Here is a 14187-nt window from a genome sequence, read left to right as displayed (position 1 = left end):
TTGCCCACTGGCCAGCTGCCTGAATTTGTCCATTAGGAGTGAAAACAAGGTATGAGCACCATCGAAGAACGCGTCAAGAAAATCGTTGCCGAGCAACTGGGCGTTAAAGAAGAAGAAGTGACCAACAGCGCTTCCTTCGTTGAAGACCTGGGTGCCGACTCCCTTGACACCGTTGAGCTTGTGATGGCTCTGGAAGAGGAATTCGAGACCGAAATTCCTGACGAAGAAGCTGAGAAGATCACTACTGTACAAGCTGCTATCGATTACGTTACTGCCCACCAGGCGTAATAGTTTGTAATCGTTGCACGCTGTCATGGAAAAACCGCACTGCCGCTCAGGCGTGCGGTTTTTTCTTTAGGCGTGATGCAAAGTGTCGTCAATAGAATAAAGGAGAGTGCTGTGTCGCGTAGACGCGTCGTAGTCACCGGTATGGGGATGTTGTCGCCACTGGGTGCGGATGTTCCGAGCACCTGGCAAGGCATTCTGGCAGGCCGCAGTGGCATTGGTCTGATCGAACACACGGATCTTTCTGCCTATTCCACCCGTTTTGGCGGCTCGGTACAGGGCTTTAACGTCGAGGATTACCTCTCCGTCAAAGAAGCCCGAAAACTTGACCTGTTTATTCAATACGGTTTGGCAGCTGGTTTTCAGGCAGTGCGTAATGCCGGCCTTGAAGTCACTGACGCCAATCGTGAGCGCATCGGTGTGGCGATGGGGTCGGGTATTGGCGGTTTGACCAATATCGAAGAAACCAGCCGTACCTTGCACGAACAAGGCCCGCGACGGATTTCTCCGTTTTTTGTGCCGGGTTCGATCATCAATATGATTTCCGGGTTCCTGTCTATCCATTTGGGGACACAGGGGCCTAACTATGCCATCTCGACCGCGTGTACCACAGGTACGCACTGCATCGGCATGGCGGCGCGCAATATTGCCTACGGCGAAGCCGATGTCATGATTGCCGGCGGTGCCGAAATGGCGGCGTGCGGTCTGGGTATGGGCGGCTTTGGCGCGTCCCGTGCGCTGTCGACGCGCAACGATGACCCGACACGCGCCAGTCGCCCGTGGGACAAAGGCCGTGACGGCTTTGTGCTGTCGGACGGTGCCGGTGCATTGGTGCTTGAGGAACTTGAGCACGCCAAGGCCCGCGGCGCGACCATCTATGCCGAGCTGATCGGTTTCGGGATGAGCGGCGACGCTTATCACATGACCTCGCCACCGGCAGATGGTGCAGGCGCGGCACGTTGCATCACCAATGCCTTGCGTGATGCGAAGGTGAACGTTGAGCAAGTGCAATACATCAATGCACACGGCACGTCGACGCCTGCCGGTGACCTGGCAGAAGTCTCGGCGATCAAGTCGGTGTTCGGTGACCACGCCTACCAGTTGGCGGTCAGCTCGACCAAGTCAATGACCGGTCACTTGCTCGGCGCAGCAGGCGCAGTGGAGGCAATTTTCAGCGTACTGGCCATCAACAGCCAGATCGCGCCGCCGACCATCAACCTCGACGAGCCCGATGAAGGCTGCGATCTGGATTTCGTGCCGCATACGCCGCGCGAAATGCCGATTGATGTCGTGCTGTCCAACTCCTTCGGGTTTGGTGGCACCAACGGCTCACTGGTTTTCCGCCGGTACGCCGAGTGATGCACAGTTGGGTCGACGGTCTGCCAGTTGACGGTTTGTCGTCGCTCAAGGACCGTGGGCTCGCCTACGGTGATGGGTTGTTTGAAACCATTGCCGTCAAGGCAGGGCACCCTTTGTTGCTGGAGCTGCACCTGCAGCGCCTGGCCCTGGGGTGTTCCCGGTTGGCGATCGCTGCGGATCATGTGTTGATCCGCAGTGAGTTGCTGACTTACGCGCAGCAAATGGGCGACGGCATTCTCAAGCTCATCCTGACCCGCGGCGACAGCCAGCGCGGGTATGGCGCGTCACCCGGGGCCCAGCCTCGAAGAATTCTGCAAGCCAGTCCCTCTGCTTCCTATCCACAGGCCAATGCCCGTGACGGGGTTGCTCTGTTTGACTGTGCCACACGCTTGTCCGAACAGCCGTTGCTGGCGGGGCTCAAGCACCTCAATCGACTGGAGCAAGTGCTGGCCCGTTCCGAATGGCACGACCCGGCCTACGCCGAAGGGTTGATGCGCGATACCTCCGGGCGGGTCGTTGAAGGGGTCTTCAGTAACCTTTTTCTGGTGCAGGACGGGAGGTTGCTGACGCCCGATTTGCAACGCAGCGGCGTGGCCGGCGTCATGCGCGCAGCGTTACTCGTCGAGGCCGCGCGCCTGGCGATCCCGTGCCATATCACCGACATCAGCCTTGAGCAGTTGCAACAGGCCGATGAACTCTTTGTCTGTAACAGCGTGTATGGCGTTTGGCCCGTACGCGCATTTGCCGACCTGAGCTGGCCGGTGGGGCCGCTCACCCGTAAACTGCAAGGCATTGCCCGCACCCTATTGGATGTTTGATTCGTGAAACGTAAATTCTTGCTGCTGCTGGAGACAGGTCTGGTGCTGGCGGGCTTGATGCTGGGCGCTGGTGCCTGGAAGCTCAACGCTGCGCTTGAGCAACCGCTGAACCTGACCCAAGAGCAACTGCTTGATGTGCCCGCTGGCGCAACCCCGACCGGGACGTTCAATCGCCTTGAAGCCGACGACACACTCAGCGACGCATTTTGGCTGCGTCTGTATTGGCGCTTCAACCTGGCGGGGCAGCCGCTGCACAGCGGCGAGTACCGCATGACGCCCGGCATGACGGCGAGTGACCTTATTGGCCTGTGGCAGCGTGGCGAAGTGGTGCAATACAGCCTGACGCTGGTCGAAGGCTGGAATTTCCGCCAGGTGCGCAGTGCGCTGGCCCGTCATGAAAAAATCGAACAGACACTCGACGGCCTGAGCGACAGCGAAGTGATGGCGAAACTCGGTCATCCGGGTGAATTCCCTGAAGGGCGTTTTTTCCCCGACACCTACCGTTTTGTACGCGGCATGAGTGACGCGCAGCTCCTTGAAAAAGCCTACGACCGCCTGCACAAAGTGCTGGCCGAAGAGTGGGAGCAGCGCGACCCGGCGGTGCCTTATACCGATCCCTATCAGGCGTTGACCATGGCGTCTCTGGTCGAGAAAGAAACCGGTGTGCCTCACGAGCGTGGGCAAATAGCAGGGGTGTTTGTGCGTCGCATGAAAATCGGCATGCCTTTGCAGACCGATCCGACCGTCATTTATGGTCTGGGGGAGCGGTACAACGGTAAGTTGACCCGCGCCCACCTGCGCGAGCCGACGCCCTACAACACTTACACCATCCCCGGACTGCCGCCGACACCGATTGCCATGGTGGGGCGCGAGGCGATTCACGCAGCCTTGCACCCGGTCAGCGGCAGCAGCCTGTATTTTGTGGCCAAGGGCGATGGCAGCCATACGTTCTCAGACGATCTGGACGCGCACAACAACGCCGTTCGCGAGTTTCAGATCAAGCGCCGTGCCGACTACCGTTCAAGCCCCGCGCCCGCGTCTGACGCGACGCCGCCGGCCGAGCCTGCGGTTGAACCGTCACCCGCTGAAACCGAGCCGAAAGGCGAGCAATGACACTGATGAAGGACCGCAGCCTGTGACTGGCTTGTTTATTACCCTGGAAGGCCCCGAAGGTGCGGGCAAGAGCACCAACCGCGAGTACCTGGCTGCACGCTTGCGCGAGGCGGGCATTGACGTGGTGTTGACCCGCGAACCGGGTGGAACTCCCTTGGCCGAGCGCATCCGTGAGCTGTTACTCACACCGAGCGAAGACGCCATGTGCGCTGATACCGAGCTGCTGCTGGTGTTCGCGGCACGCGCCCAGCATTTGGCCGAGGTCATCCGCCCGGCGCTGGCCCGCGGTGCGGTGGTGTTGTGCGACCGGTTTACCGACGCCACCTATGCGTATCAGGGCGGCGGTCGCGGTTTGTCGCACGCCCGTATCGCAGCGCTTGAAGCGTTTGTGCAAGGCGATCTGCGTCCGGATTTGACGCTGGTATTCGACTTGCCGATCGAAGTCGGCATGGCTCGTGCCAGTGCGCGCGGGCGTCTGGATCGTTTTGAGCAGGAAGGCCGTACTTTCTTCGATGCCGTTCGCAGCACGTATTTGCAACGCGCCGAGGCCGCGCCACAGCGTTATCGGCTGATCGACGCTGCTCAAACCCTGGAGCAGGTCCAGCGTCAACTGGATACCCTGCTGCCACAACTACTGGGTATGTACCGTGGCTGAGGTGTATCCGTGGCAAGACGATTTATGGCAGCAAATGGCCGGGCGTGCTCAGCATGCGCATGCTTACTTGCTACACGGGCCAGCGGGGATCGGCAAGCGGGCCCTTGCCGAGCGTCTGATGGCCAGTCTGTTGTGCAAGCAGCCCGCAGGACTTGAAGCGTGCGGCACGTGCAAATCCTGTTTATTACTGGCCGCGGGTAGCCATCCCGACAACTACATTCTTGAGCCCGAAGAGGCCGACAAGGCGATCAAGGTCGATCAGGTGCGCGAGCTGGTGAGTTTTGTCGTGCAGACGGCCCAGTTGGGCGGGCGCAAGGTGGTGCTGGTCGAGCCTGTTGAGGCCATGAACATCAATGCTGCCAATGCCTTGCTGAAAAGTCTGGAAGAACCCTCGGGCGATACGGTGTTGCTGTTGGTCAGCCACCAGTCCAGCCGTTTGCTGCCCACCATCCGCAGCCGCTGTGTTCAGCAGGCCTGCCCACTGCCGGGCGAGGCGCTGAGCCTGCACTGGTTGGCCACGGCCTTGCCCGATTGCAGTGCCCAGGAGCGTGTGGAGTTGCTGACCCTGGCGGCCGGTTCGCCTTTGGCAGCGGTCAAGTTGCAGGCCCAAGGCGTGCGCGAGCAGCGGGCAGCGGTGGTGGAGGGGGTGAAAAAACTGCTCAAGCATCAGCAGTCGGCCACACAGTTGGCGGAAAGCTGGAATGCGATTCCCTTGTTGCTGCTGTTTGACTGGTTCTGCGACTGGTCGAGCCTGATTCTGCGCTATCAATTGACGCAGGATGAGTCAGGCCTCGGTCTGGAAGACATGCGCAAAGTGCTGCAATACCTGGCACAGAAAACCCCGCAGGAAAAAGTATTGAACATTCAGGACTGGATTCTTGCCCAGCGTCAGAAAGTGCTGGGCAAAGCCAACCTCAATCGTGTGCTGTTGCTCGAAGCGTTACTGGTGCAATGGGCAAGCCTGCCCGGCCAGCGCTGATCTGATTCAAATTCCACGCAGGTGATTACTATGCTCGTCGACTCCCATTGCCATCTCGACCGTCTCGATTTAAGCGCCCACGACGGCTCGCTGGATGCCGCGCTGCAAGCGGCGCGGGCACGGGGTGTGGGGCACTTTCTGTGCATTGGTGTCAGTGCCGACAATGCGGCCGATGTCAAAGCCCTGACTGATCGTTACGACGATGTCGATTGCTCGGTGGGCGTCCATCCTCTGGACGTACAGCCCGGTGCGGCTCCGGCGCTGGACTGGTTGCTCAGCGAGTTGAACCATCCGCGCGTCGTGGCTATCGGTGAAACCGGTCTGGATTATCACTACGAACCTGAAGCGGCCCAATTGCAGCAAATGTCATTTCGCGTTCACCTTGAGGCTGCGCAGAAGACCGGCAAACCTGTGGTCGTTCATACCCGTGGTGCCCGGGCCGATACATTGACGCTGCTGCGTGAGGCGGCTTTGCCCCAGGCGGGCGTGCTGCATTGCTTTACCGAAGATTGGGAGATGGCCAAGGCTGCGCTGGATCTGGGGTTTTATATTTCATTGTCGGGCATCGTGACCTTCCGCAATGCCGATGCGCTGCGCGATGTGGCGCGACAGGTGCCTGCCGACCGCTTGCTGGTGGAGACCGATTCCCCTTACCTCGCGCCCATTCCTTACCGTGGCAAGCCGAATCTTCCGCAATACGTGCGCGAAGTGGCAGAGTTCCTGGCCATGCTGCGTGGTGAGTCCTACGAACGCTTTGCAGAGCAGACCACCGAAAACTTCCAGCGCCTGTTCCCGTTAGCGCGGGTCCAATGCTGATCGGAGCGTGCGGCACACAGGCAAAAAAAACCCGGGCTCTGGGGGAATCCGGGTTAAGACCATTAGGAGTAAAACAAAGGCACACAGTCCCTGGCGGCCTTTATCGGCGAAGCACTTGGGGGGATGTACCGCCGACTCCTTTAGTATTGGTCAGCTTTAACGGGCGTCCAGTCCTGGCTGTACATTTTTTAAACAGATTTGGAATACCCGTGATTCGGTTGAGTACGCATTAGCTGCCGCACAATTTACCTGCACCCATCGATTTGCAGGATGATCCGTGCAATTTAGCGTGACTTAGGCATAATACCGGGCTTCGATTTTGACCCCTACAGACCTTTTCTTATGCACAAAGAACCCCGTAAGGTCCGTGAGTTTCGTCGCCGTGAGCAAGAAATTCTCGATACCGCGCTCAAGCTGTTCCTCGAACAGGGTGAAGACAGCGTCACCGTCGAGATGATTGCGGATGCCGTCGGTATCGGCAAAGGCACCATTTACAAGCACTTCAAATCCAAGGCCGAGATCTACCTGCGCCTGATGCTCGATTACGAGCGCGATTTGAACGAGCTGCTGCATTCCGCTGATGTGGACAAGGATAAGGAAGCGCTGTCGCGTGCCTACTTTGAATTCCGCATGCGCGATCCTCAGCGTTATCGGCTGTTTGACCGCCTTGAAGAAAAGGTCGTCAAAGGCAATCAGGTGCCTGAGCTGGTGGAGGAGTTACACAAGATTCGTGCGTCGAATTTTGAGCGCCTGACCCTGCTGATCAAAGGCCGTATCAGCGAAGGCAAGCTGGAAGATGTGCCGCCTTACTTCCACTATTGCGCCGCCTGGGCGTTGGTGCACGGCGCCGTGGCGCTGTATCACTCGCCGTTCTGGAGCAATGTGCTGGAAGACCAGGAAGGTTTTTTCCAGTTCCTGATGGACATTGGTGTGCGCATGGGCAACAAGCGCAAGCGCGATTCAGACAGCCCGGCGGTGGAATAATCCCGCTGCCTGAGCCTGCATGGCACCTTGGCCTGCGGCCTATACTCAGGCGTGGGTCTTGCCAAAATCTGATACTTGAGTCAGGTTTTGGCGCACCCCCTTTTTCGCGTGCCGGAGTCATCCATGATCGTTGACCGCCAAGGCAGACAATTTCGCAACTTGCGCATCAGTCTGACGTCAGCTTGCAACTATGCCTGCACCTATTGCGTGCCCAACGGCAAGCGGCTGGTGGCGGCGCAGGACGAGTTGTCGGCCCAAGCCATGGCGCGTGGAGTGGCCTACTTGATAGAAGCCGCGGGGATTGAGCGTTTGCGCATTACCGGGGGCGAGCCGCTGGTAAGCCCCAAGCTTGAGACCTTTATGCGCGAAGTCGGGCAGTTGGGCCTGAGTGAGATCAGTCTGACCACCAATGGCCAACTGCTCGCGCGCAAATTGCCGTTGTTGAGAGAGGCGGGTATCCGCCGCCTGAATGTCTCCCTGGATACGCTGAACCCCGACGCCTTTCGCACGATTGCTCGCGGCGGCGACCTGGCGACGGTGCTCGACGGGTTGCGTCAAGCCAGCGATGCCGGCATGAAAATCAAGGTCAATATGGTGCCGTTGCGTGGTCAGAACCTCGATCAGGTCATACCACTGCTCGAATACTGTCTGGCGCGAGGGTACGAGCTGCGCTTTATCGAACTCATGCGCATGGGGCATCTGGCCAGTGACGGGAACGGGTTTCTGCAACAATTCGTCAGCCTGCAACAACTGCTCGCGTTGATCGGTGAGCGTCACGAGTATTTGCAGGCCGATGCGCCGGTGGATGCCACTGCTGTGCGCTACCAGATCCCCGGGCGTGGGTATTTCGGGGTTATTGCCAACGAAAGCGTACCGTTTTGTCGAACCTGTTCGCGTTTGCGACTCTCCTCTACCGGTTGGCTGCACGGCTGTTTATCGTCAAGCAATCGCCATTATGTCGGCGACTTGCTCAACAAGCCCCGTCATGAAGCCCTTCCGGCGTTGCAGGGGCTGCTAATGAAAGCCTTGGGCGACAAACAGGACGTCGCCTTCTCGGGCGGCGCCACCGTGATGAAAATCATCGGCGGATAGCGTGCGAGATCCCAAAATCCGAACAGCGGCTTAAACTGGCGCGCAAACTGCATCACGCGGCTATTCGCCGGTTTTTTGTCGCCGGTCATCGGGAGATCAGGATGCGTAGTCTGTTTGTTTTGCTGGCTTTGTTGGCGCTGGGTGGGTGCATGAAGGTCAGCGACCTGGGCGAAGGCGCGCGTGATCAAATGAGTGATGCCGGTCTGCTGGACCACAGCAACACGCGTCGCAGCAATTCACTGCGCATTCAGCCTGACTCCTTTATTTACATTGCCCAGGGCCCCTTCAAGCCGATTGGCGATCCTTATGTGCGGCCCAATGTGGTCGCAGAAGAAGCGTTCAACGGCTTTGTCGAATACTTTCCGATGGTTCGTCGCGCCAAAGCGCCTGTCGGGCTGGATGATGCAATGACCGAGGCGCGGGGTTACGGCGCTCATTACTTGCTGTACACGCGTTTTGCCCGAGCCGACGACCGCATTGGCAACAGTGATGAGTGGCTGGATCAGGAAGAAATCAGTCGTTTGGGCATCGACAGCGGTGTGATTCAAGTGATGTTGATCGAAACCAGCACCCAATACCTGATCGACACGGCAACCATCCGTAGCCGTGGCGGCTTACTGACCTTCCATGACAACAAACCGGCCGACCTGATTGGCCCGCCGCTGGCTAAGTACGCGCGCAGCTTGATAGGCTTGAGCGACCAATAAAGCGAGGCAATGACCATGAGCGAGCCGGTAGACGTCAGTAATCTGTTGGCGCAAATCCCTAAAGCCGACAAGGGGCTGCCGCCGGTTCACTTGTGGGACACCGCCTTTTGCGGTGACATCGACATGCGCATTGCCCGTGATGGCAGCTGGTATTACATGGGAACGCCCATTGGCCGCAAACCCATGGTCAAATTGTTCTCGACCATCATTCGTCGTGATGGCGATGATTATTTTTTGATCACGCCCGTGGAAAAAGTCGGCATACAGGTCGATGACGCGCCCTTTGTGGCGGTGGCGCTGGATGTGCAGGGGCAAGGTGAGCAGCAGGTGTTGCGGTTCACCACTAATGTGGACGAGCTGATTGAGGCGGGGCGTGAACACCCGTTGCGGGTGGAGATCGACCCGGTGACCCAGGAGCCTTCGCCCTATCTGCGGGTGCGCCGTAACCTGGACGCGCTGATCCACCGCAATGTGTTCTACCAGTTGGTTGAGCTGGAGCAGTCGCGACCGATTGACGGCCAGTTGTGGCTCGGCGTCTGGAGCGACGGGGAGTTTTTCCCCATCGCCCCGGACCCGGGTGCGTAAACCCTTAGGCTTTCAGTGTTTTCATATCAATCACGAAGCGGTATTTCACGTCGCCTTTCTGCACGCGTTCAAATGCCTGATTGATGTTTTTGATGTCGAGCATTTCGATGTCGCAGGTGATGCCGTTGGCGGCGCTGAAGTCCAGCATCTCTTGCGTTTCAGCGATCCCGCCAATCAGCGAGCCGGCCAGTACGCGGCGCTTGAACACCAAATTGAAGGCATCCACAGCAGGTTCGACAGGCTCGATCAGACCCACCAGAATGTGCACGCCGTCAAAGCGCAGGGTTTCGAGGTAGGGGTTGAGGTCGTGTTGCACCGGAATGGTGTCCAGCAAGAAATCGAAGCTCCCGGCAGCGGCTTTCATTTGCTCGGCATCGGTGGAAACGATCACGTGATCGGCGCCCTGACGACGGGCTTCTTCGGCCTTGGCGGCAGAACGGGTGAACAGCGTCACTTCAGCGCCCATGGCCTTGGCGAACTTGATGCCCATGTGCCCCAGGCCGCCCATGCCCAGCACGCCTACCTTGTCGCCCGGTTCAACCCCGTAGTGTTGCAGCGGCGAGTAGGTGGTGATGCCAGCGCACAACAGTGGCGCAGCGCTGGCCGGGTCTAAGTTTTCCGGGATGCGCACCACGAAGTCTTCGCGTACGACGATGCTGTCCGAGTAGCCGCCCATGGTGGTGGTGCCATCAATGCGGTCCGGCGAGCCGTATGTTTGAGTAAAACCTTCAAGGCAGTATTGCTCCAGGTCTTCCTTGCAGGCGGAGCATTCGCGGCAGGAGTCGACCATGCAGCCCACTCCGACCAGATCGCCGACCTTGTACTTGGTCACATCGTTGCCAACAGCGGTCACTTTGCCGACGATTTCGTGGCCCGGCATGACCGGGTAAACGGCAAAGCCCCAATCGTTGTGCACCTGGTGAATATCGGAGTGGCACACGCCGCAGTACATGACCTCGATGGCGACATCGTCCGGGCGCGGAGCGCGGCGGTTGAACTGCATCGGCGCCAGGGGCGCAGAAGCGGTTTGAGCGGCGTAGCCGATGGCGTTGTAGGTGACGTTGGACATGGAGAACCTCGCGAAACGTTGACTGTAAACAAAGAGGTGATTTTGCGCTCGCCTGTCTTTGAGGACTATGACGATTCCTCCGCCTGTTATGCCTATTCCTCCGGCGTGTCGGGGTGGATCTGGTTTTAACGGTTAATTCTGCGAAGATGCGCCTGTCTATTCCTCCTGTGAAGTTGTCTGCATGTTTTTGACTCGCCATCGCGACGAGAATGCCACGCTGGTTTCATTGATCCAGCCGCTGGCCTCGTCAATCGGTTTTGTATCGACCTTGTTGCCCGAAGTGCGCGTGGTTTCGGCCTGTCGGGCGGTGGCGCGCATGCCGCAGATTTATGAGCCTAGCCTAATGGTCATCGCGCAGGGCAGTAAGTTGGCCTACCTCGGGCAGCGGACTCTGGAGTATGGCGCGGGCCATTATCTGGTGCAGGCGCTGTCCGTCCCGTTCGAGTGCGAGACCTTTGCTTCGGAGCAAGTCCCTCTGCTGGGCGTGGCCATCAGCATCGACCGCGCCGTACTCGGTGAGCTGGTACTGGCCATGGGGCTTGATCCTGATCGCAGCGCTGTGGCTCAAACCCCCGAGTCCATGACTTCTGCCGTGCTGGATGACGAAATGCGCCAGGCGGTTGAGCGGTTGTTGCGCTGTCTGCATGACCCTTTGGAGTGCCGGATCATGGGCAAGGCGCGGCTGCGCGAAGTGCTGTTTGCGGCCTTGCGAGGTCCGCAGGCGGGGGTGTTGCGGGCGCTGGTCGAGCAACAAGGCCAGTTTGCGCGGGTGGCTGCGTCTTTGAGCCATTTGCACGCGCACTTTGCCGAGCCATTGAATGTCGAAACGCTGGCGCGTTGCGCGAACATGAGTGCGTCGACCTTTCATGAGCACTTCAAACGCAGCACGCTGTTGTCGCCCGTGCAGTACCTCAAGCGCTTGCGTTTATTGCGGGCTCAGCAGTTGCTGTTGAATGAGGGGTTGGGTGTTGCGCAGGTGGCAGAGCGGGTGGGCTATCAAAGTACTTCGCAGTTCAGTCGCGAGTACAAACGCTACTTCGAGCGCAGCCCCGGACATGAAGGGGCAGGAGGGGCGTAATCAGCAGTGCTTGAGTGTGCCTGTAGCCGTTGACGAGCAGCGCAAGGCTTTGGCCGAGGGTACGAGTGGCCCCGGATGCCGGGGCCGCTCGTTCCTTGTCATCGTCTCGTCAGCGGCTGACAGGCCGCTTCAGGCTTACATGTTCGGGTAGGTCGGACCGCCTGCGCCTTCCGGGGTCACCCAAGTGATGTTCTGCGACGGGTCTTTGATGTCGCACGTTTTGCAGTGAACGCAGTTTTGCGCGTTGATCTGGAAACGCTTCTCGCCACTTTCCTGAGTGATGACTTCATACACGCCCGCCGGGCAGTAGCGCTGCGCCGGTTCGTCGTACAACGGCAGGTTGACGCTGATCGGGATGTTCGGGTCGCGCAGCTTGAGGTGGCAAGGCTGCTCTTCTTCATGGTTGGTGCTGGAGAGGAATACGGAACTGAGCTTGTCGAAGCTGAGCTTGCCGTCAGGTTTCGGGTAGTCGATCTGCTTGCAGTCTTTGGCCAGCTTCAGGCACGCGTAGTCTGGTTTGTTGTCGTGCAGCGTGAACGGCAGTTTGCCGCCGAAGATGTTCTGATCCATCCAGTTGAAACCGCCGCCCAGGATAGGCCCGAACTTGTGCAGCGCCGGGCCGAAGTTACGGCTAGCGAACAGTTCGTCGAACAACCAGCTGCTTTTGAACGCTTCAACGTAGGTATTGAGCGCATCACCGCCTTCAGAACCGGCGAGCAGCGAATCCGCCACGGCATCCGCGGCGAGCATGCCGGACTTCATGGCCGTGTGGCTGCCCTTGATTTTGGAGAAGTTCAGCGTGCCCAGATCGCAACCGATCAGTGCGCCGCCGTTGAACACCATTTTCGGCAGCGAGTTCAGGCCGCCTTTGCAAATGGCGCGGGCACCGTAACTGATGCGCTTGCCGCCTTCGAGGTACTGCTTGAGCACCGGGTGATGCTTGAGGCGCTGGAACTCATCGAACGGCGAGAGGAAGGTGTTGCTGTAGGACAGGTCAACAATCAGGCCGACCACCACCTGGTTATTTTCCAGGTGATACAGGAACGAGCCGCCGGTGTTTTCGCTGCTCATGACGTCCAGTGGCCAGCCTGCGGTGTGAACCACAAGACCGGGCTTATGCTTGGACGGGTCGATTTCCCAGATTTCTTTCAGGCCGATGCCGTAATGCTGGCTGTCCGCGTCGGCGTCCAGTTTGAAGCGTTCGATCAGTTGTTTGCCGAGGTGGCCGCGGCAGCCTTCAGCGAACAGAGTGTATTTGCCGCGCAGTTCCATGCCGGGGGTGTACAGGCCTTCTTTCGGATTGCCTTCGCGGTCAACACCGAGGTCGCCGGTAATGATCCCGCGCACCACGTTGTTTTCATCGAACAGGACTTCCTGAGCGGCAAAGCCCGGATAGATTTCGACGCCCAGATTCTCGGCCTGTTGCGCCAGCCAGCGGCACAAATTGCCCAGCGAGATGATGTAGTTGCCTTCGTTGTGCATGGTCTTGGGCACAAACAGATCCGGCACCTTGGTCGAGGTGGTCTCACTGCGCAGTACATAGATGTCGTCACGGGTGACCGGGGTATTGAGCGGAGCGCCCAGTTCTTTCCAGTCCGGGAACAATTCATTCAGGGCGCGGGGTTCAAACACGGCGCCAGACAGGATGTGTGCACCGACTTCAGAGCCTTTTTCCACCACGCAGACGCTGATTTCGTTACCGGCTTCGGCGGCCTTCTGCTTCAAACGGCAGGCGGCGGACAAACCGGCAGGGCCGGCGCCGACGATGACCACGTCGAATTCCATGTATTCGCGTTCCACAGGCTATCTCCTACTCAAGGCTCAACGGTATTTTTCTAATTGGAGGTTTGGCGTTTCATCCATTATTTCCTCGGCGCAGGCTGAAGACGCAATGGATGACGCACCGCTCTCTCTAAGGGGCGGCATTATATCTACACCACCCGCGGGGTCCAATACAAACGTTTGTTTGAAATCGCTGTAACCCAGACAAATCAATGACGCGCGGCTCTAAAGTGGCCGATTTGCTGTATTGACCGCAAAAGGCGTTCCGGTCAAGATACGGGCGGTTTTGCGCTCGCCGTAGGCTGATTGTCGGTTTCAAGAGCACCTCTAAAGACAGGGCACAGGCATGAGCCTGATGGGGCCTGCCATTTTTTGAGCGAAGTTTACACGTCATTGCGGTGAATGACTTACCAGTCACATCCGATAAGCGGTCGCAAGGGAAGTTTTGGGCACTCGTCTTTCTTTATATAAGCAGGGCAACGATCTTTGGAGGTGCCCTTGTGCTGATGAGCATCAACCGCCAGGTTCGCCTAGGCGACTTTCTTTTCACCGGAGAGTAACGAGGAATCCATGAAGGTTCTTGTAGCTGTCAAACGAGTGGTCGATTACAACGTTAAAGTTCGCGTCAAGGCGGACAACTCCGGCGTTGACCTCGCCAACGTCAAGATGTCGATGAACCCCTTCTGCGAGATCGCTGTGGAAGAAGCCGTACGCCTGAAAGAGAAAGGCGTGGCAACGGAGATCGTCGTCGTCTCCATCGGCCCGACCACGGCTCAGGAACAGCTGCGTACCGCGCTGGCACTGGGTGCAGATCGCGCCATCCTCGTCGAATCCGCCGAAGACCTGACCTCGCTGGCCGTGGCCA

15 protein-coding genes are annotated in these 14187 nt (G+C 58.6%); 13 read left to right on the top strand and 2 right to left on the bottom strand.

Annotation, left to right across the window (positions count from 1 at the left end; translation table 11 throughout):
* Nucleotides 1–51 precede the first annotated feature (51 nt).
* The 11 genes from acpP to TU74_RS10835 all read left to right on the top strand — a co-directional run bounded on the left by acpP (nt 52) and on the right by TU74_RS10835 (nt 9393).
* Nucleotides 52–288, top strand: a complete 237-nt coding sequence (acpP, locus tag TU74_RS10885; RefSeq protein ID WP_016973676.1) for an acyl carrier protein — start codon at nt 52–54, stop codon at nt 286–288.
* A 111-nt stretch (nt 289–399) separates the two neighbouring features.
* Entirely contained in the window at nt 400–1644 is a 1245-nt protein-coding gene (fabF, locus tag TU74_RS10880) for a beta-ketoacyl-ACP synthase II (protein WP_047276233.1), read from the top strand.
* Nucleotides 1644–2462: an aminodeoxychorismate lyase gene (gene pabC / locus TU74_RS10875; protein WP_048376452.1), complete on the top strand. Its 819-nt coding sequence runs from the start codon at nt 1644–1646 to the stop codon at nt 2460–2462. Before fabF ends, pabC begins: the two co-directional genes overlap by 1 nt.
* A gap of 3 nt (nt 2463–2465) precedes the next feature.
* Nucleotides 2466–3575 (top strand): endolytic transglycosylase MltG, encoded by a 1110-nt coding sequence (gene mltG / locus TU74_RS10870; protein WP_047277305.1) that lies wholly within the window; start codon nt 2466–2468, stop codon nt 3573–3575.
* 22 nt (nt 3576–3597) lie between these two features.
* Nucleotides 3598–4230, top strand: coding sequence for a dTMP kinase (gene tmk / locus TU74_RS10865; protein ID WP_047294743.1), 633 nt, complete (start codon nt 3598–3600; stop codon nt 4228–4230).
* Nucleotides 4223–5209 (top strand): DNA polymerase III subunit delta', encoded by a 987-nt coding sequence (locus TU74_RS10860; protein ID WP_047276224.1) that lies wholly within the window; start codon nt 4223–4225, stop codon nt 5207–5209. The genes tmk and TU74_RS10860 overlap by 8 nt, the downstream gene beginning before the upstream one ends.
* Nucleotides 5210–5239: 30 nt before the next feature.
* The gene (locus tag TU74_RS10855; RefSeq protein WP_048376449.1) at nt 5240–6025 is read left to right on the top strand and encodes a TatD family hydrolase; all 786 of its coding nucleotides are present in this window, start codon (nt 5240–5242) and stop codon (nt 6023–6025) included.
* Between the two features lie 342 nt (nt 6026–6367).
* Entirely contained in the window at nt 6368–7009 is a 642-nt protein-coding gene (locus TU74_RS10850) for a TetR/AcrR family transcriptional regulator (RefSeq protein WP_047276220.1), read from the top strand.
* 123 nt (nt 7010–7132) lie between these two features.
* The gene (locus TU74_RS10845; protein WP_047276218.1) at nt 7133–8101 is read left to right on the top strand and encodes a GTP 3',8-cyclase MoaA; all 969 of its coding nucleotides are present in this window, start codon (nt 7133–7135) and stop codon (nt 8099–8101) included.
* A 101-nt stretch (nt 8102–8202) separates the two neighbouring features.
* On the top strand, nt 8203–8808 hold the full coding sequence (locus TU74_RS10840; protein ID WP_047276217.1) for a DUF4823 domain-containing protein: 606 nt from the start codon (nt 8203–8205) through the stop codon (nt 8806–8808).
* 15 nt (nt 8809–8823) lie between these two features.
* Nucleotides 8824–9393, top strand: coding sequence for a DUF1285 domain-containing protein (locus TU74_RS10835; RefSeq protein ID WP_048376569.1), 570 nt, complete (start codon nt 8824–8826; stop codon nt 9391–9393).
* A gap of 4 nt (nt 9394–9397) precedes the next feature.
* Here TU74_RS10835 and TU74_RS10830 read toward each other — a convergent pair whose 3' ends face one another.
* Nucleotides 9398–10462 carry an NAD(P)-dependent alcohol dehydrogenase gene (locus TU74_RS10830; RefSeq protein ID WP_047276215.1) on the bottom strand — a complete coding sequence of 355 codons (1065 nt, stop codon included), beginning with the start codon at nt 10460–10462 and terminating at the stop codon, nt 9398–9400.
* 181 nt (nt 10463–10643) lie between these two features.
* Here TU74_RS10830 and TU74_RS10825 point away from each other — a divergent pair, with 181 nt between their 5' ends.
* Nucleotides 10644–11540 carry an AraC family transcriptional regulator gene (locus tag TU74_RS10825; RefSeq protein WP_047276212.1) on the top strand — a complete coding sequence of 299 codons (897 nt, stop codon included), beginning with the start codon at nt 10644–10646 and terminating at the stop codon, nt 11538–11540.
* A 135-nt stretch (nt 11541–11675) separates the two neighbouring features.
* On the opposite strand, the gene TU74_RS10820 is transcribed toward TU74_RS10825, so the two are convergent.
* Nucleotides 11676–13340, bottom strand: a complete 1665-nt coding sequence (locus tag TU74_RS10820) for an electron transfer flavoprotein-ubiquinone oxidoreductase (protein WP_048376447.1) — start codon at nt 13338–13340, stop codon at nt 11676–11678.
* A gap of 552 nt (nt 13341–13892) precedes the next feature.
* Here TU74_RS10820 and TU74_RS10815 point away from each other — a divergent pair.
* A partial coding sequence (locus tag TU74_RS10815; protein WP_048376445.1) for an electron transfer flavoprotein subunit beta/FixA family protein occupies nt 13893–14187 on the top strand: 295 nt, incomplete at its 3' end.

Source organism: Pseudomonas lundensis (genome assembly GCF_001042985.1).
Classification (GTDB): Bacteria; Pseudomonadota; Gammaproteobacteria; order Pseudomonadales; family Pseudomonadaceae; genus Aquipseudomonas; species Aquipseudomonas lundensis.
This window is presented reverse-complemented; position numbering and strand designations above follow the sequence as displayed.